Genomic DNA, 17465 nt, shown 5'->3' on the forward strand with positions numbered 1-17465 from the left:
GCTTATTTCGTATTTTCTGCATTATAATTTATCATTATTCAAATAAAAAATCAAGACAATTTTTTATAGAATTAGAACCGTTTTTCATCTGCTCTCAATTAGCAGAAATGATCTTAAAACGGGGCTGTAAGTTATTCTTCAACTCAAAGGAAATCAGATTAATCAGAAAAGGCTATTGTTTGGTGGTAAAGGAGAATGGGAGAAGTATTGAAGCATAATCTGAAGAAGTCAATATCTTAAAAAATTAGGGCTCCGCATTCAAAACGGAGCCCTAATTTCATTAATTATGAAACCGTAATGGGGATCTCTTTTGGTTTGACTTCCTCTTTCTTCGGCAGTGTAATCGTTAGCACTCCATCTTTGTAGGAAGCCTTCACCTTTTTATCTTCTACCTGAGTTGGCAGGGTGAAACTTCTCTGGAAGGTGCCATAACGACGCTCGAGTCGATGATAATTCTCAGTTTCCTCCTTTTTCTCTTCCTTCTTCTCACCTTTTATGGTCAATGTATTTTCAGAAATACTGATTTTAATATCATCTTTGTTAATTCCCGGTACCTCTGCGGTCAGCACAAAGTCATCTTTGGTTTCTTTAATATCCACCGAGGGATACCAAGCCAAAGTTGACTCTGCTACCTCCGAGGACGTGCCGAAGAAAGTGTCAAACATTCGATCCATTTCCCGTCTGAAACTGTCAATCTCGCTTAATGGTCTCCAACGGATAATCGCCATATTAAACACCTCCTTCATTTAAAGTTTTTACTGAGATCTATTTTATTTGCAAAAAATTCCCAATAGTTCAGATTCACTATGACACCGAAATAGTGATCTCTTTCGGCTTCACTTCCTCTTTTTTGGGTAAATTAATTGTCAATATCCCATTTTTGAAGGAAGCCTTCACCTTTTCTCCTTCGATCGGCACAGGGAGGTAAAAACTCCTTTGAAACTTACCATAAGTCCTCTCGACTCTATGAAATCGCCGCTCTTCCATGCGGTCCGGTTCTTTTACTTCGCCAGAAATTGTCAGGGTTTCATCGGCCATGTTAATCTTCACATCTTCTGCCGAAACTCCTGGAAGCTCGGCATAGATAATGAATTCATCTTTTGTCTCTTCGATGTCAACTAATGGATAACAATCGCAAATCCCTTCGCTGTTTTCTTCAACCGTTCGATAAAACTTTTGAAGCCTGCGATCCATCTCCTCTCTTAAATTGCGAAACTCATCTAATGGTCTCCATCTTACGACTGGCATAACTTTTTCCTCCTCGTTATTGTTTGGGATTTTTTTAATTTTCTACTCACCCATCTACAAACACTGTGCCAATTACTAAATACGATTTTTATTGTTTAATTTTGCAATAGTTAGTTAGTCACAAGATAAAGGTAGACCAAATTGGAAGGGTTCGGAAAATATTTCATAAGAGCGTCATTATGGCAGACTGTTTATTCGTTTTGACAAGGATCAGCGGGAGCAAAAGTTTTCGTGAATCATTGCAATGTATAGTCAGCCCTATAAGCATTGCCACTAGCACACTTGGCATTTTTTAGATCATTCAAAATTTGGAATCAAATAGATCTGAAAAAATTGAAAAGAGATGGCTAAACATGGAGATTATTTGAAGGTTAAATGATCTTCATGATTGAATGTATTTGCCGACCAATAATCGGATTAGCTGCTCTTCAAGTTCAGCAACAAGAAGGATCAAATTCTTATAAACAGGATTAATTGACAGTGGATCTCAGCATGAAAAAATAATCAAGTTTTATTATTTGGATTAAAAATCAGACTTGTAATGCATCTTTATGCTTCAAAATTCAATCTTGTCTCAAAAATGCTTAAGCATTTATAAATGTTATTCAAGTATCTTGCTATTGGCGTTTTGGCTTTTTGACAAGTTCAAACAATCGAGCATCCACAAATATCTTGAACAAATCACCATCCACCTTTCCATCGTTCACTTCCCATTGGATAATTTCCAATGCTTTTTCTACTGGAACAGCGCGTTTGTAAGGTCGATCCCAGGCGGTAAGGGCGTCAAATATATCTGCAATGGTCATAATTTTGGATTCGATTGGGATTTGCTCATCCACCCAACCATGGGGATAACCGCTGCCATCTAATTTTTCATGATGTGCCCCTGCAATCAAAGGAACCCGTTTCAGCTCCGAAGTCCAAGGAATTTTCTGCAGAAAATTAAAGGTGTGGGTGACATGCGATTCGATTTCCTTGCGTTCTTCCCGACTCAAGCTGCCCTTTGGGATTGAAAGAACTTCGATCTCTTTCGAGGTTAATAGTTTTAAAGGGGTGCCGTTATCATTGAAAACAATCGAACCAATTTGCTGAAGCATTTCAAAGCCAGATTGATTGAGCACTGTTGGCTCGTTCACTTCGCAAATGATTTGAAAATACCGATCCAATTGCATGATTCGTTCTCTGGTCTCGCGATCCAATGCTGAGATCAGCGCCAGTGCTTTCTGTCGCTCTTCCTTCAACAGATAAATGATTTTTTCCCTGGAGACCCTTAATTCAGTCGCCTGTTTGATGATCTTAAACCGATTTTTTACTGCATCTAATTCGTGCGGAAATAGCTTTTTGGCTTTTACGAGCACGTCCTCCCTGACTCCGATTTTCCCAAAATCGTGCAAGAGCGCTGCGTAATGAATTTGCTGAATATCCTGCCGCGAAAAGCGAATTTCTTTGAATTTTCCAGAATCGACTCTGTCGACTTTCTCCGCCAAAGCTACTGATAAAGTTGCTACTCGCTCGGAATGACCGAATGTCGAGGGATCTCGCTGTTCAATGGCATGAACTGACGCTCGAACAAAACCCTCGAACAAGCGCTTAATCTCCTCGTAAAGACGAGTGTTTTCAATGGAGATCGCGGCTTGACTGGCTAAAGAGCATGCAAGGTCGACGCACTTGTCATCAAATGGAATGACTTCCTGTTCGATGACGCTAATATCTGTTAATTTTGCCTCCCAATGACGTTTACGATTGATTAATTGCAGCACACCGATGATTTCATCTTTATGGGTTTTCATGGGGATGACTAGCATCGATTTGGTTCGATAGCCAATGGTTTGATCAAAGCTCTTATTATGCGCAAACTTTGCATCGGCAGGTAAATCGTAAACATCGGGAATATTGAGCACCTCGTTGTTCAAAGCAACGTATCCTGCGACGCTTTGTCGTTCAATTGGCATCACTTTCTCTTGAAACGCAATATCAACCGAATCATTATGGGCTAATTTGAATCGCAATTGCTTATTTGCAAAGTAATCGGCTTCGTTCTCGGGGATGTGTTCGATGGTTTCTACTAAATAGAGGCTGCCAGCATCTGCATGGGTAATTTCGCGGCTTTTCTTCAAAATCATTTCCAGGAGTATATCTGGATTCCGTTCAGCCGACAATGCAATTCCAATGTCGTAAAGCTGCCGGAGTTCTTGATTTTGCGATTTTAGCGTTTCCTTCAGTCGATTGGCTTCGATCTTGCTGAGCAGCAGCTTGCGCGCATTTAATAGCGCCATTTCTAATTGTTCTATTTTGAACGGTGAGGTAAGGATATTAAAGCCAGCAAATCCATTTTGCAGGGCTCTGTCCTCTAATAAATGAAATGCACTCTCGCCCAAGCCAATGAAATAGCAATTTTGAAAGTGATTGCCCTGAGGCAAATCGAGCCATCTATTCTTCTGATTGATGAGCCATTGCGCTTCTGCAATAAGAATAAAGTTGGAATAGTGTTGCAATAATTGGCTCAGATCGTGTAAGCTGCTAACAGAAATTTTATGAAATTGCGGGCCGATCTGCTGAATGGTCGCTTGGATGATGGGGGGCTCATTTTCAGCTAAACAAATCAACGCTGTCGGTTCTTGATGCATGCTCGATCTCCAGAGTAGCTTTTTCTGCCTTCATCCGTCAGAGATTTGCATTTCATTCCCATCAAGAATCCCTGACGACTAATCGCAAGCAAAAAGTAGTTAGCTTAATGAAAAATATAGCAACTTTGGAATAGAATAGCAAGCATTTTTTATCATTCAGCCTCTCAATCTATGTTAATTAATTACGAGATGGTGGTCATTCTTTTTGCTTGACAAAGTGGTTTTATTTAAATATATTTACCAGTTCAAAAAGCTGAGTCATAATTCAACAGTCATCAAAATGAACAGGTATAAGCAATGAGAAAATTTATTTCAATTCTGTTATCCATCCTAATCATTCTCATTTTAAATCATTGTGGGAGCAAAAAAGAAGGAGATTCTGCAAAAGATTTCAAAGGGAATTTCGATCCCAACCAACCAGAATACGGCGGCACGCTAATTCGGGCGCTCAGCGGTGAGCCTGTTTCATTACAACCGCTCTATGGTTATAGCGATGGGGCTTCCTGCGAAGTCATCATTCATTTGTTTCCTCCTTTAGTTCGAATGCTGGAAGATCCAGATAATCCTGGTCATGCCAAATTAACTCCTGTTCTGGCAGAAAGCTGGGAATTCTCAAAAGACGGCAAAGAATTGACCTTTAAGCTTCGCGAGGGGGTTCGCTGGGAGGATGGCGTTGAGGTGACCACGGAGGATGTGTTGTTCACCTATCTCAAAGCGATCGATCCCACCACTAAAACAATCGTGCATTATGCATTCAGTCGTATTGATACCGTTGTCGCGCTCGATCGATATCGATTTAAAGCATTTTATAAAGAGCCGTTCGTTTACGCTGTTTATCGCTGGGATATCGGATTATTACCAAAACATATTTTAGAAGGGAAAGACATCAATACCGACGCCTTTAATCATCATCCTGTCGGATATGGCATGTACAAATTTCATAGCTGGACCACAAATGAGCAGATCATTATCGAAGCGAATGAGAATAGCTACTGGGGTCGCCCCTATTTGGATCGCATGATTTTCCGAATTATTCCAGAGGCAGCCGTTCAAATCCTGGAGCTCAAAGCCGGTCACCTCGATCTGGTGACAAGACTCCACACCACTCAATTTACGCGTGATTTGGTAGGACCTGAGGTAGAGAGATTAGTGAACAAATTTGTTTATCCTGACAATTTCATGTACGGACTCGTGTTCAATTTAAAGATTCCGCTATTTCAGGATAAGCGGATCCGACAAGCAATCAATTATGCCATTGATAAGCAGAGCCTTATCCAAGGGGTCCAGCAAGGGATGGGACGACCGTGCGATGGCCCAATCCCCCCAGAATCGTGGGCATACAATCCCAACATCAAAAAATATCCTTATGACCCAGATAAGGCGCGTCAATTATTAGCTGAAGCAGGTTGGTATGACGCTAATGGCGATGGAATTGTTGAAAAAAATGGTGAGCCCTTGCAATTCACCATGTTATGCATGCAAAATGAGGCGGTCCAGCAGATCGTAACCATCGTTCAGCAGCATCTGAAAGAAATTGGGATTGCAATGAAAATCAAAGTGGTCGAATGGAGCGTCTATTTAAATACATTTATTGCCAAAAGAAATTTTGATATGTGTGTCACTCGTGGTGGTCTAGCTGTTCTGGATCCTGATTTGACATTTGAATTCCATTCGAGCCAAATTCACGATACCGAATACAACTGGGCGACCTATATCAATCCCGAGTTGGATAAGCTGCTGGAAGAAGCATTGAGGACTTTCGATCAGGAAAAGCGGAAGCAATACTTTTGGAAGGCACAGGAGATTCTCTCCGAAGATTTGCCCGTCATTTATCTATTTTTAAGGGATAGCTTCATCGCTACCAGTAAACGCGTTCAGGGAGTAAAACCTTACCCTGCTCCGTTGGGCTTTGATTATAATTTAGATTGGTGGTGGATTCCAAAAGTATATCAGCGCTGAGGGATTTTGGCAGATTGCCCATAAGAATGCCGTTTGCGAAAATTGAATTGACCACAAATCCCAATAGCCGTTGAGCATCATAATCAATTTGAAATCGCACCCAATATCCAGAATTCCTGACCAAAACCCAGGGCTGCATATATCCTGGGTTTGCTCTATTTAATCCTGCATAGGTTCGTTTCATGAATTTGTATTATTGTATGAAATCAAGAAGCCCTATTTTTGCTTTAATGATCTATTTTTTGTTGAGGCCATGCATTTCGAATGCTCAGTTTGTTAGGTTCCATTCGAAGGCATTTGCTTATTCAATCGGTGGACAATTGAGCCTGGATATTTATAAATCTTATGCGCCATTTTATATTCATCTTGAGCGTAATAAAAAACCGACAATATGGAGAAAAGGCGAGGAACTCGAAATATACACCAATCTAAGTCAGCGGTTGTTATTACCTCGCTATCTCTTGATTCAATTTACCGCCTATCCGCTCGCAACCCTAAGCAGCTATCTTGAGACCGATCGCTATCGCTATTATCAGCGGTTCAATTTGCTCTCGGATGTCAATCTGATCCGATCGATTGGTGCTGGTTACGAGGAGCCTTATGCAATTTCCATTTTGTTGGGGAATATTCTATTCCTGGTTTATCAGGATAGCAGTTCTCAAAAATTGAAACAATCAGGCTCTGCTCTGGCTGGTTTCCTTGTTTCAACTGGGGGGCATCAGATTTACAATAACATTAATATGGCTGATCGATGGTATCAACCGGAATTGATTCTTACCGGGAATATTCAAGAAAACAAGAGAAAAAAGCTGACATGGAATTTTCGTCTTGGGATAAAGTTGCATCAGAATAGCTTTTTTAACCATGAGATTACGATGGCCATCGAACGTAGCCATTCTGATTATAAAGCCAATGGATGGTCTTTGGTTCGAAACAGCATATTCAAGTTGTACACCAATGTTCCGATCAATCATGGCAACGACCACGAAGCCTTGCCTCGACATTTAATCCTATTTGGCAAAAAATTTCCAATAGCAATTTCCCGCTATAAAATATTTGGCACTTTTAGTATTGGTGCTAAATGGGAACGAATCAGAAAATTCGACCACCTGTTAAGAGAATTTGAACCGAACTCTGTGAAAGTAATCACTTGGATCGTTCAGCCCAATTTAGAATTTTGAATTGAGGCGAACTGAACATTCCCGCGCTAATCTTTTTTGTTAGCTCGAATAAAATTTGTTTTAATTATTGATCATCGTTCCAGCCAGCTAAATAGAGCTAATAAACGTGCAGGACCGATCAAGGTGGAGAATATTATTAGATGATATCAGGCTGATTATCTCTATGAGCTTATCGGCTTCCAATTGAGCGATCTTGCTGAGATCGCTCGCTGAATCATTTCTCGAAGCTCTTGAGCAGCAAATGGCTTAATCAGGATATCGAAAGCACCTTTGGCCTTTGCTTCTCGGACAACTGCATTGGTGCCATAACCAGTAATGACGATACAAATGATATTAGGATCATATTTTTTTACAGCACCAAGCACATCCATCCCCGAAATTTGGGACATCTTCAAATCTATCAGCACCAAATCATATCGCTTATCATGCAGCTTTGCCAGGCCGATAATGCCGTTGGGCGCTTCGTCGACTTCAAAGCCTTCCTTTTCTAACGTCTGTCTGCATGCTTTGCGAATGACTTCTTCATCGTCTATTATCAAAATGTCAGGTTTTTTCATCATAGCACATCTTTTTTACTAAATTGTCCGCATATGGTCTTTTGGTTTCCAAATTGAACTTATTTCTAATGATCGAGTTTCATATTTCTCGAATATAATTTAGCTTTGAGACCTCGACAATGCCGCTTTCAAAGAAAAACTTGTTCATTTCGCGACTCTCGCTGCTCGTTGCGCTAGCGATGGTCATTCAAATTATTGGGTTGCCACAGCCTGTCACTGGACCGTTGATCAATCTGATCTTGTTCATAACCGCGACATCATTAAATTGGATGGCGGGTTGCCTATTGGGAAGCCTTACCCCTCTAATGGCGCTTATCAGAGGTCAAATCCCCACGGTCTTGGGAATTCTGGTCCCATTTATTGCCACGGCCAATGTCATTCTGGTCTCAGTTTATTGCTTGTTCCACCTCTTTTTAACCAGATTCTCCCGCCTGTCCAGCAGCTTAACACTTGCTATTGCTATTATTCTCGCGGCGATCAGCAAATACTTATTTTTTGTCATTACGCTAAAATTTATTTTGCCGCTTATTTTCCATTATCGCATTCCAGAGCCAATTGCATTTATATTTATGACGCCACAATTGGTGACTGCTCTCATTGGGGGCGCGTTGTTCTATTTTCTTATGACTATTCTTTCAAAATCGGGCTATTTGATCCACCGCGATTAAGCCCAATCTCGTGAATTGGCGTATCCCGCTCCAGAAGACGCATCTCAATGGTATCGTATTTCAATCAATTCTTGCCAGACGTTTTATTTTCTTGCCTATTGGATCTGATCAATTAGATTTATGGCAGGTAAAATCCAAGATGGTCAACATACTTATTCAGGCGAATAAAAAAATCGGATGTTTGATGAGGACCTAATGAACCAGTGCATTAAACATCCGATTTTCGATCAACAATAGAAGAGAGGGCAAGCTTTATTTTGATCAAATTAAATTGTCATGACTGCGTGTATTTTCGGACGAGAGCCAGCAGTTCATCAGATTTGAGTGGCTTCTGCAAATAGTCCTTCACTGGGACAGCGCTAGTATCGAACACTTGCGCAGCGGCACTGGCAAAAGATGACAGAATAACCACTGGCACCTTGATATTAAGATTTGCAAGGTTCTCAGCCAATTTCACACCAGTATCCACCTCTTCCATCATCACATCGAGCAGGATAAAATCTGGCTTTTGGTCTCTGATCATGTTCAAACCAGTGGCTCCATCCTCAGCTTCCAGGACTTGATAATTATGAGCCTCTAATACGACTCTCGCTTGTTCTCGAAAATCTATATCATCATCGATAATGAGAATTTTTTTCATGTCCGTTCCTTGCCTCCTAAAAATTGATGTTCTTTGAGAATCTCCATCAAAGCTTTTTGGATAATTCAAACATTAAAATAAAGCCGAATTAAGGTATTGAGACTTTACTAAGTCATGGTTACGATCATCTCTTCATTACTGCTTGAATTAAAATTCGCTTTTTTTCGCTTCGAGCGAAAAAAGAAATCTGTAAATCCAACAATCAAAAACAACCGCGTTCCTCACTTCGTTCGGAATGACATTATTAATTCAGATGTAATGATTTTTGTTCAGGCACTAATTAGAGCTTCAAATTCATCACGGAATTTGGTTATCATGGTATGGATTGCCATACCGCCAGCATCTCCCAGTGGGCATAATGTTGCCCCGCTGATCGTCTTGCAAAGGCTCAAAATTTGGTCGATATATTCTGAATTTCCGTTGCCAGTCAGGAGCTCCCTGAGCATCTGTTGGATTTTCTGTAGTCCCTCGCGACAAGGCACACATTGGCCACAAGATTCATGCACAAAAAAATTAATCGCAGCCTCTGCAACTTCAGGGATGGAGGTATCTTCGTCCATCACAATAATTCCACCCGATCCCAGCATCGTATTGGCTTTGATGCAGGAATCAAAGTCCATGGAGATATCGATTTCATCTGCTTTTAATATCGGGGCAGAAACACCACCAGGGATCACCGCTTTGATCTTTTTCCCATTTCTCACTCCTCCACCTGCATATTGGATCATATCTTTTAAATTTGTCCCCATGGGAAATTCGTAAACGCCAGGCCTATTCACATGTCCAGAAATCCCATAAAGCTTTGTACCTGACGCTTGAAACGTGCCCATCAATTTGAAGGTGCTAGCGCCCTGCTTCGCAATAAACGGCAGACAAGCCAAGGTTTCCACATTGTTCACAATAGTTGGGCAGCCATATAATCCAACATTAGCGGGGAACGGCGGACGAACGCGAGGTTGTCCTCTTTTGCCTTCTAAGGACTCGATTAAGGCGGTCTCCTCGCCGCAGATATAGGCCCCAGCACCTCGCATAACGATAATATCAAAATCGAAGTTTTTTCCTAAAATGTTTTTGCCGAGGTAGTTTGCCTCTCGCGCATTTTGAATGGCGCGCTCCAAAATCTCTGCGATCCATTTGAATTCTCCCCGGATATAGATGAATCCGAGGTCCGCCCGAATCGCATAGCCAGCTATGGTCATTCCTTCGATCAATAGCAGCGGATCATGTTCCATAATCACGCGGTCTTTAAAGGTTCCGGGCTCTCCTTCATCTGCGTTACAGATCAGATAGAATGGACGATCCTTCTCCTTCGGAAGAAAACCCCATTTAAAACCGGTAGGAAACCCAGCTCCCCCGCGGCCTCGAAGAAATGATTTTTTGACTTCTTCGACAAAATCTTGAGGGCTCTTTTCTAATACTTTCTTGAGCCCAATATAGCCTCCATCCCGCTCATAATCCTCGACCTTTTCCATTCCATTGACACCGACATGACGGGTCAGAATTTTTTTCTCCTCAATCATCGCCATTTGCCTCGCGCTATTTTAATGACTTTAAAATCGCATCAACTTTTTTGGCATCGAGATTCTCGTAGTATTGATCATTGATCATCATGACTGGGGCAGTGCCGCAAGAGCCGAGACATTCTACCAAAGAGAGCGTGAATTTCCCATCGCTGGTTGTTTCACCAACCTTTATTTTTAATTTTTTCGATAGATGCTCAATGATGTGTTTTGCCCCTAATAGCGAACATGACACATTTCGACAAACCTGAATGTGGTATTTGCCCACGGGCTGAAGTTTGAACATGGTATAAAAAGTCAATACGCCATAGATTTTGTTTGAGGTAGTTCGGAGTATTCTCGCTAATTGCGGAATAGTCTCTGGGGGCACCCACCCAAAATGATCTTGTATCATGTGTAATGCTGGCAGCATGGCCGAATTTCTCTGCGGAAATTTTGCTGCCAACTCTTCTATCTTTTTTATCATCTGATCGCTCAATACATATTCAGATGCTTCAGTTGGGTATGGGGAGGGCGATACAGACATGTGGTACACCTCCATCTTTTATATTAACTGCTTTTTTTCGATTGATCTAAAAAATTTTTGTCAACGACTTGCAATCTTTCATCAACTCACAACTGCATCAGTTCGAAAATTTGTAGAAAAATTACATGCATTTTTCTTTTTGAATCTTTCACCATCCGACGGATGGGAAAAAGCATGCCGAATTAATGGAATTCAAGAATTTCTACCTTGCCTGTGTCGAGGTGGTAAAATGCCCCGACAATTTTCAACTCGCTTTTATTCAGCTTTGAAGAAATAACCAATGATTGATTTAGCCGTTCCATCTCTTTTTTTACATTGATTTTTGCCGCCTCATCGATCAGCGATTGGCCGTTACCATGAGCATGATGAACAGCGGGCTTGATGGCCTCAATGAGCACACCAATAGAACCTTCCCCAGACAAATTTTTCTCGATCGATTCCACGCTTGCCGTGACTGCCCCACAGCGGCTATGGCCCAGAACCATGATCAGCGGAACTCCCAGTTCGATGACGCCAAATTCGATGCTGCCTAAAACAGCATGATCGATCACCTGCCCGGCGCTGCGAATTACGAATAAATCGCCCAACCCCTGATCGAAAATCAATTCTGGCGGTACTCGTGAATCGACGCAGCCCAGAATGATGGCGAACGGCTGCTGTCCTTTCGTAATCTCGAGGCGTCGGCTTTCGCTGCGATTAGGACCGATGGCTCTATTCGCAGCAAACCGTCTATTTCCTTCCAGCAAGCGATCTAATGCCTCGTCGGCAGCGATTTTTGATGTGGCGGTCATATTCAATTGTAACTCATGTTTGATATTATTCACATTTTACTTCTATTGATTCAACAATATCCAAAGCGGAATCCAGCATGCTCAAGTCCGAAAAAATTGTTCCATCTTTTCCCGCAGGATGGCCGTGCCCAATTTTTTTCAGCCAAACTGCTGATGGCTTGGTACCGATCTGCAATTCACCCTGCCAGACAACCGACGGTTGCCCCGATCCCATTTTACCGCCACTGTAATTTTGATCATTCTCTCTGGCAGCTTCTTTAAATGCATTATTGAAATCTTTTGAATGATTGATCTCCGCTTTGATGAGATACTTCCCTGGCTTCAGATCGACTGGGATTTGCCACTCTCTGGTGAAGCCAGCTTTGGGCGTTGCACCAGTGATCGTTGCCAGCTCAGAATTGGGATCGATCACTTTCTCCTTTGCTTTGTGCAAGTCGTGGCACCTGGCGCAAATTGACTGATCCATCAATCCACCAGCTTGATGCTGATGAACCCACACGGGCAGCGACGATGGTCGGCGAATCTCACCTTTTTTCTCCCCTGGCGAAGATCGCCAATCCTGGACGGCCGTGCGATAGGTAACATAGAGTGTGGTCAAATAATTGCCCTCACTGTCCTCCAGCCAGAACGCCATTTGTGGCTGGTTGGTCACCTTAATCAGACCCAAGATCCGAAACGAATGTTGCCAATGAGCTCCAGGCTTAACCGTAACGGAAATTTTCTGATTTTGCATGGCTTGGGCTTGGGCCGTTTCTTTTTGAATCGAAATCAATGACCAAATTAGCAAAAAGGTCGACAAGAAAACAATGGCTTTTCGAGACTTCAAAATTCTGCTCCTAATTTTAATGGCAATGAACCCAATTTGGTCGAAAAAGATTGAGCAACATCCGTTGAGCAAAAACAGCATTCCAAAAGCTCCGAGCTTTAGGAATGCTAACCTCCTAACATTCTATCCACCCCATGGCATCCTGGAATATTCATCCGTCAATTTATCTCGAAACTGCTTGAAATAGAGCTCATGCGTCTTTTCCCAATCGGACAGCATCTTCAGTGCATCTTTTGCCTTTTGATCGGTCACTGTATTTGCCATTCGATCATAGAATTCGCTCAGGTCTTTTTCAATCAGATAGGCGGTGTTAAACACCGTGACATCGGGAATCATTGAGCCTTCGATGGACTGCTCCAGCAGTTCTGATTGCGCCCGCTGTTTGAAATAATCCGATTCATCGAGCACCACATTTTGCACATGCTGCTGATCAATCTCGCCTTTGGCTTTCAGATCATTGAGGATGTCGCTAATAAATTTGATGTGCTTTTTTTCTTCCTCTATCAGCACTTTGAAGGCAGTGACCGCGGCGCCTGTGCCCAATCGTTCCAGCGACGTGCTAAAAAAACTCATGCCGGTTTTTTCCTGATTGAGGGCGTATTCAAAAATTTTGATCAGATTGTCTGTGATAGATTGCATAAGAAAACCCTAAATAAAATGGTAATTGCACTGCTTCCATCCATCAGCCGATGGATGGAAGCAGCTCTGAATTTTCATTATAGATGACCCTTGCGTCAAGTTAGGCAGCTTTCCTTTGCGGTCGTTTGTATAGCAAAGCAATCAAGAAACCCAATATCAAAAGTCCAGCAGCCACATAAAGGGCAATGCCTTTAAGCTGAGCGAAAACCAATGGGCCAACCACTCCCGCCACACTCCACGCCGTCAACATGGTGCCATACACTCGGCCAATATTCGCTGGACCAAAGGAGTCAGCCGCAAATGCTGGCATGGTCGCAAATCCGCCGCCATAACAGCTCAACAAGTAACAGGCAATCACAGCAAAAATGGTTGCCGAGCCAATTTTTGGTAGAAGGATATAAAGGATCGCCTGGGTCACGAACATGGTAAGAAATACAGTTTTTCTTCCAATGGCATCGGATAGCCAGGCCCAGAACAGTCTGCCAAGTCCGTTGAAGATCGAGGCAATAGCGACAATTGTCCCACCAGCCACCGCTAAGGCTTTTGGATCAGAAATTGTCTTTTTATAGATTTCCTGGGCCATCGGCGATAGCTGGGATAGTAAGCCCAAGCCGGCAGAAATATTCAACAATAGCATTGCCCATAACATCCACCATTGCGGGGTTGTGATCGCTTGGCCAATGGTGAATGAATCGGCAGCCGCGACAGTCTTGGCTGAGGGGGTGAAACCGGCTGGCAGCCAACCTTTGGGCGGATTCTTGTAAAATTGTGCTGCTCCAGTTACCAAGACCAAGAATATAATACCCCAGATGTAAAATGTTGAAGAAACGCCTGATTGTAGGACTTTTCCGGTGTCATCCAAAATTTGGTAATGGTTGATGAGCGCTGGCGCGATACGTCCCATAAAAAATGCTCCCAAACCGAAGCCCATCACAGCTAATCCGGTGACCAATCCCCTTTTGTCTGGAAACCAGCGAATCAAAGTCGCAATTGGAGTGACGTAACCAAATCCGTTGCCTAAACCTGCGATTAGTCCAAAACCGAGATATAGCAACCACAAATTCCCAATTTTGTCTCCATAGCCAGCCAGCAACGTTCCAAGCCCGAACAGGACACCACCAATCGTAGCAACCAAGCGCGGTCCCTTTCGATCGACCAAAATGCCTCCAAACGCAGCGGCCAAACCAATCACACCAATGCAGATCATGAAAGTAACTTGAGTTGCTGTCTCTCCCCAGCCGTGGGCTGCGATAAGCGGTTTTTTATAGACCGACCAGGCGTAAACAGTACCGAGACACAGTTGCATGATAACAGCAGCAATCGCAATAATCCAACGTTTGCTTTCAAGTTTCTCACTGCTCATACTTTCTTCCTTCTCAATTGTTCGTTAATTAGCTGACCGGTCACAATGTGTGATCGGTCAGTGTGTTAAAAATCTGATTTGAATTTTATATCTTTTCAATCGACACCGCCGCCACTTTATATTCTGGGATCTTGGCAATCGGATCCAGCGCATCAATGGTCAAGATATTAGCAGCAGAATCGGCATAATGCCAGGGGATAAAGACGCTGCCTTTGAACGGCCGATTGGAAATGAGTGCCTTCAATTTAATTTCTCCCCGACGGCTTCGAACCCTAACCAATTCTCCGCCCTGGATGCCCAATCGCTCGGCATCTTTGGGATGAATCTCGATGTAATTCTCCGGCGCTTTTTCGTTCAGCACGTAAGAATTGCCGGACATTGTCGCCGTGTGATACTGATAGAGAATGCGTCCTGTGGAGAGGATGAATGGATACTCATCATCAGGCGATTCGGCCGGTTCCAGATGCTCGCAGACCGAGAATAATGCCAAGCCACGGACAAATTTTTCCTTATGCAGAATTGCTGTGCCAGGGTGATCCTCATTGGGACAAGGCCATTGAATCCCGCCTCGCTCCAAGCGTCTGTAAGAGATTCCGGCATATGAAGGGGTGCACTTCCGAATCTCCTCAAAGATTTGTTCCGGTGTCTCTGGTGACAAGTTGGGATATCCCATACGTTTTGCGAGTTCATGAAGAATTTGGTAATCCTGCCGCACCTCTCCGGGCGGCTCAATCGCCTTGCGCACCCGTTGGACACGTCGGCTGGTGTTGGTGATGGTGCCATCCTTCTCAGCAAACGCCGGCGCCGGAAAAACCACAGTTGCCTTCTGAGCCGTCTCGGTGAGCATAATATCCTGAACGATCAACAAGTCCAGCTTTTCGATGGCATGCTCGATGTGGTTCTTGTTGGGATCGGACAAGATGGGGTTCTCTCCCATAATGTAAATCGCCTTGACCTTGCCCTCATCGGCCGCATTGAACATCTCCACAACTGTCAAACCAATCTTGTCATCAAGATTCTCGACGCCCCAGAATTCCTCAAATTTCTTTCGCACATCTGGATTGGTCACTGGCTGATAGGCAGGAAACACATTCACCAAACCGCCCATATCGCAGGCGCCCTGGACATTGGACTGGCCACGCAGCGGATTGATGCCCGCGCCGTATTTGCCAATATTGCCAGTCAATAGTTGTAAGTTTACCAGCGACTTGACATTATTTGTCCCAGTAATATGCTGGGTAATGCCCATGCAATATAACAATGCAGCCTTATCCGCTTTAGCGTAATCAATTGCAGCTTTTCGGATTAGCTCTGCTGGCACGCCGGTAATCTTTTCGACTCTCTCTGGATCGTATTTCAATATGTTCTCTTTGAAGGCCTCATAATTTTCCGTGCGTGTTTGGATGTATTCTTTGTCCTCCAGCCCTTCAGTGATAATGACATTCATAATACCATTGATCAGGGCGATGTCGGTGCCGTTGCGGTGTTGCAGCCAGTAGGTGGCATGATCCACCAGATCGATCCGCCGCGGATCAGCAACAATCAATTTGGCCCCTTTTGCGACAGCCTGCTTCACATAATATCCAATGACTGGATGGTTTTCCGTGGTATTGGAACCAATGATGAAAAACATATCGGAGTCTTTGAATTCGCGCATGGAGTTGGTCATTGCGCCAGAGCCTAAGGTCGCAGCCAGACCGGCTACGGTGGCGCTGTGTCAGAGACGGGCGCAGTGATCGACATTATTGGTTTTGATCACCGCCCTCATAAATTTTTGAAAGATGTAATTCTCTTCGTTGGTGCACTTGGCTGAACACAATCCCGCGATGGCATTCGAGCCATACTTATTTTTGATCTCTAATAATTTGTTGGCGGTAAAGTCCAGCGCCTCATCCCAGGAGACTTCTTCCAATTTCCCATTCTTTCGAAGCAGTGGTTTGGTCAATCGATTGGCCGAGCTCACAAAATCGAGGCCAAAGCGGCCTTTCACACACAGCGAGCCTTCGTTGTCCGTATCCCCTTCAACTCCATAGACCCGCACAATTTGATTGTCCTTCACATGCAATTCCATTTGACACCCCACGCCGCAATAGGGGCAGGTGGTCTGGACCTTGGTCATCTCATAGCTGCGGCCCTTGCCAATGGCCTGCTTCTCTGTCAATGCACCTACCGGGCAAAGCTGGACGCATTCGCCGCACTGGACACAGCTTGATTGGCCCATGGGTTTATCATCATCGCAGACGACGACTGAATGATTGCTGCGCCAGCCCATTTCCAGCACCCGATTCACCACCACATTGTTGCAGCCCTTGATGCAGCGGAAACATTGGATACATTTATTGGGATCATAAACGATGCCTGGGCTGGATTCGTCAAGCGGCAACTTTTTATCATAAATTGGATAGGAAGGCGCTTCGATGCCAAGCAGATACGCCGCATCTTGTAATTCGCAGCGGCCATTTCGCTCACAAGAGATGCAATTGTGATGGCCATTGCTGAGCAATAATTCAACGATCATCCGACGCACCGCCAGTGTCCGTTCGGTGGTGGCATGAACCACCATATCTTCCTTCACTGGAACCGAACAGGCTGTCTGCAAGCCCTTCATCCCCTCAACTTCTACCACGCAAACTCGACAGAGCGATGCCTGACCAGTTTTTGGATGATAACATAAATGCGGGATTTTGATGCCATGCTGCAATGCTGCGTTCAGAATGGTTGTGCCTTTTGGAACAGTAATTTTTTTACCATCTATGGTCAAATTTACCAACGCTACTTCAGCCATCCCTTTTCTCCTATCAATATGGATCGAAAGTCGGTTAAACCTCTCCAGTGGTCACGTGCCTCACTTTTGCGAAATTTAGACTTTTGCAAAAAAACGACTCATTTGAAGCAAAATTGTCATATTTGCGAATACATG

General features: G+C 43.6%; 15 protein-coding genes. 3 read left to right on the plus strand and 12 right to left on the minus strand.

What is annotated here, in order from left to right:
- Positions 1-284 precede the first annotated feature (284 nt).
- From ONB37_03645 to ONB37_03655, 3 genes are all read right to left on the minus strand, one after another.
- Positions 285-728 carry an Hsp20/alpha crystallin family protein gene (locus ONB37_03645; protein ID MDZ7399241.1) on the minus strand — a complete coding sequence of 148 codons (444 nt, stop codon included), beginning with the start codon at positions 726-728 and terminating at the stop codon, positions 285-287.
- 76 nt (positions 729-804) lie between these two features.
- Positions 805-1248: an Hsp20/alpha crystallin family protein gene (locus ONB37_03650; protein ID MDZ7399242.1), complete on the minus strand. Its 444-nt coding sequence runs from the start codon at positions 1246-1248 to the stop codon at positions 805-807.
- A gap of 617 nt (positions 1249-1865) precedes the next feature.
- Positions 1866-3875: a GAF domain-containing protein gene (locus tag ONB37_03655; GenBank protein ID MDZ7399243.1), complete on the minus strand. Its 2010-nt coding sequence runs from the start codon at positions 3873-3875 to the stop codon at positions 1866-1868.
- Between the two features lie 297 nt (positions 3876-4172).
- Here ONB37_03655 and ONB37_03660 point away from each other — a divergent pair, with 297 nt between their 5' ends.
- Both ONB37_03660 and ONB37_03665 read left to right on the plus strand, forming a co-directional pair.
- Positions 4173-5834: a peptide-binding protein gene (locus ONB37_03660; protein MDZ7399244.1), complete on the plus strand. Its 1662-nt coding sequence runs from the start codon at positions 4173-4175 to the stop codon at positions 5832-5834.
- Positions 5835-6154: 320 nt separating this feature from the next.
- Positions 6155-7015, plus strand: coding sequence for a hypothetical protein (locus tag ONB37_03665; protein ID MDZ7399245.1), 861 nt, complete (start codon positions 6155-6157; stop codon positions 7013-7015).
- A 161-nt stretch (positions 7016-7176) separates the two neighbouring features.
- On the opposite strand, the gene ONB37_03670 is transcribed toward ONB37_03665, so the two are convergent.
- Positions 7177-7575, minus strand: a complete 399-nt coding sequence (locus ONB37_03670; protein ID MDZ7399246.1) for a response regulator — start codon at positions 7573-7575, stop codon at positions 7177-7179.
- 116 nt (positions 7576-7691) lie between these two features.
- Between ONB37_03670 and ONB37_03675 the strand changes: the two genes are divergently transcribed.
- On the plus strand, positions 7692-8240 hold the full coding sequence (locus ONB37_03675; GenBank protein MDZ7399247.1) for a hypothetical protein: 549 nt from the start codon (positions 7692-7694) through the stop codon (positions 8238-8240).
- Positions 8241-8514: 274 nt separating this feature from the next.
- Here ONB37_03675 and ONB37_03680 read toward each other — a convergent pair whose 3' ends face one another.
- The 8 genes from ONB37_03680 to fdhF all read right to left on the minus strand — a co-directional run bounded on the left by ONB37_03680 (position 8515) and on the right by fdhF (position 17330).
- Positions 8515-8880, minus strand: coding sequence for a response regulator (locus ONB37_03680; protein MDZ7399248.1), 366 nt, complete (start codon positions 8878-8880; stop codon positions 8515-8517).
- Positions 8881-9149: 269 nt separating this feature from the next.
- Entirely contained in the window at positions 9150-10406 is a 1257-nt protein-coding gene (gene nuoF / locus ONB37_03685; protein MDZ7399249.1) for an NADH-quinone oxidoreductase subunit NuoF, read from the minus strand.
- Positions 10407-10416: 10 nt separating this feature from the next.
- Positions 10417-10926: an NADH-quinone oxidoreductase subunit NuoE gene (nuoE, locus tag ONB37_03690; protein ID MDZ7399250.1), complete on the minus strand. Its 510-nt coding sequence runs from the start codon at positions 10924-10926 to the stop codon at positions 10417-10419.
- Between the two features lie 182 nt (positions 10927-11108).
- Entirely contained in the window at positions 11109-11750 is a 642-nt protein-coding gene (locus tag ONB37_03695; protein ID MDZ7399251.1) for a carbonic anhydrase, read from the minus strand.
- On the minus strand, positions 11743-12543 hold the full coding sequence (locus ONB37_03700) for a hypothetical protein (GenBank protein ID MDZ7399252.1): 801 nt from the start codon (positions 12541-12543) through the stop codon (positions 11743-11745). Before ONB37_03700 ends, ONB37_03695 begins: the two co-directional genes overlap by 8 nt.
- A gap of 123 nt (positions 12544-12666) precedes the next feature.
- The gene (locus ONB37_03705; GenBank protein ID MDZ7399253.1) at positions 12667-13182 is read right to left on the minus strand and encodes a ferritin family protein; all 516 of its coding nucleotides are present in this window, start codon (positions 13180-13182) and stop codon (positions 12667-12669) included.
- A 100-nt stretch (positions 13183-13282) separates the two neighbouring features.
- Positions 13283-14545, minus strand: coding sequence for an OFA family MFS transporter (locus ONB37_03710; protein ID MDZ7399254.1), 1263 nt, complete (start codon positions 14543-14545; stop codon positions 13283-13285).
- Positions 14546-14630: 85 nt separating this feature from the next.
- Entirely contained in the window at positions 14631-17330 is a 2700-nt protein-coding gene (gene fdhF, locus ONB37_03715) for a formate dehydrogenase subunit alpha (protein ID MDZ7399255.1), read from the minus strand.
- Positions 17331-17465 lie beyond the last annotated feature (135 nt).

The organism is candidate division KSB1 bacterium, from assembly GCA_034506395.1.
Classification (GTDB): Bacteria; Zhuqueibacterota; Zhuqueibacteria; order Thermofontimicrobiales; family Thermofontimicrobiaceae; genus Thermofontimicrobium.

Excerpts from the sequence above, each read along its gene's own strand:
- ONB37_03705 (MDZ7399253.1), bottom strand. The coding sequence starts at position 13,182 with ATGCAATCTATCACAGACAATCTGATCAAAATTTTTGAATACGCCCTC.
- ONB37_03675 (MDZ7399247.1), top strand. The coding sequence starts at position 7,692 with ATGCCGCTTTCAAAGAAAAACTTGTTCATTTCGCGACTCTCGCTGCTC.
- ONB37_03670 (MDZ7399246.1), bottom strand. The coding sequence starts at position 7,575 with ATGATGAAAAAACCTGACATTTTGATAATAGACGATGAAGAAGTCATT.
- ONB37_03660 (MDZ7399244.1), top strand. The coding sequence starts at position 4,173 with ATGAGAAAATTTATTTCAATTCTGTTATCCATCCTAATCATTCTCATT.
- ONB37_03680 (MDZ7399248.1), bottom strand. The coding sequence starts at position 8,880 with ATGAAAAAAATTCTCATTATCGATGATGATATAGATTTTCGAGAACAA.
- ONB37_03645 (MDZ7399241.1), bottom strand. The coding sequence starts at position 728 with ATGGCGATTATCCGTTGGAGACCATTAAGCGAGATTGACAGTTTCAGA.
- nuoF (MDZ7399249.1), bottom strand. The coding sequence starts at position 10,406 with ATGGCGATGATTGAGGAGAAAAAAATTCTGACCCGTCATGTCGGTGTC.
- ONB37_03655 (MDZ7399243.1), bottom strand. The coding sequence starts at position 3,875 with ATGCATCAAGAACCGACAGCGTTGATTTGTTTAGCTGAAAATGAGCCC.
- nuoE (MDZ7399250.1), bottom strand. The coding sequence starts at position 10,926 with ATGTCTGTATCGCCCTCCCCATACCCAACTGAAGCATCTGAATATGTA.
- ONB37_03650 (MDZ7399242.1), bottom strand. The coding sequence starts at position 1,248 with ATGCCAGTCGTAAGATGGAGACCATTAGATGAGTTTCGCAATTTAAGA.
- ONB37_03710 (MDZ7399254.1), bottom strand. The coding sequence starts at position 14,545 with ATGAGCAGTGAGAAACTTGAAAGCAAACGTTGGATTATTGCGATTGCT.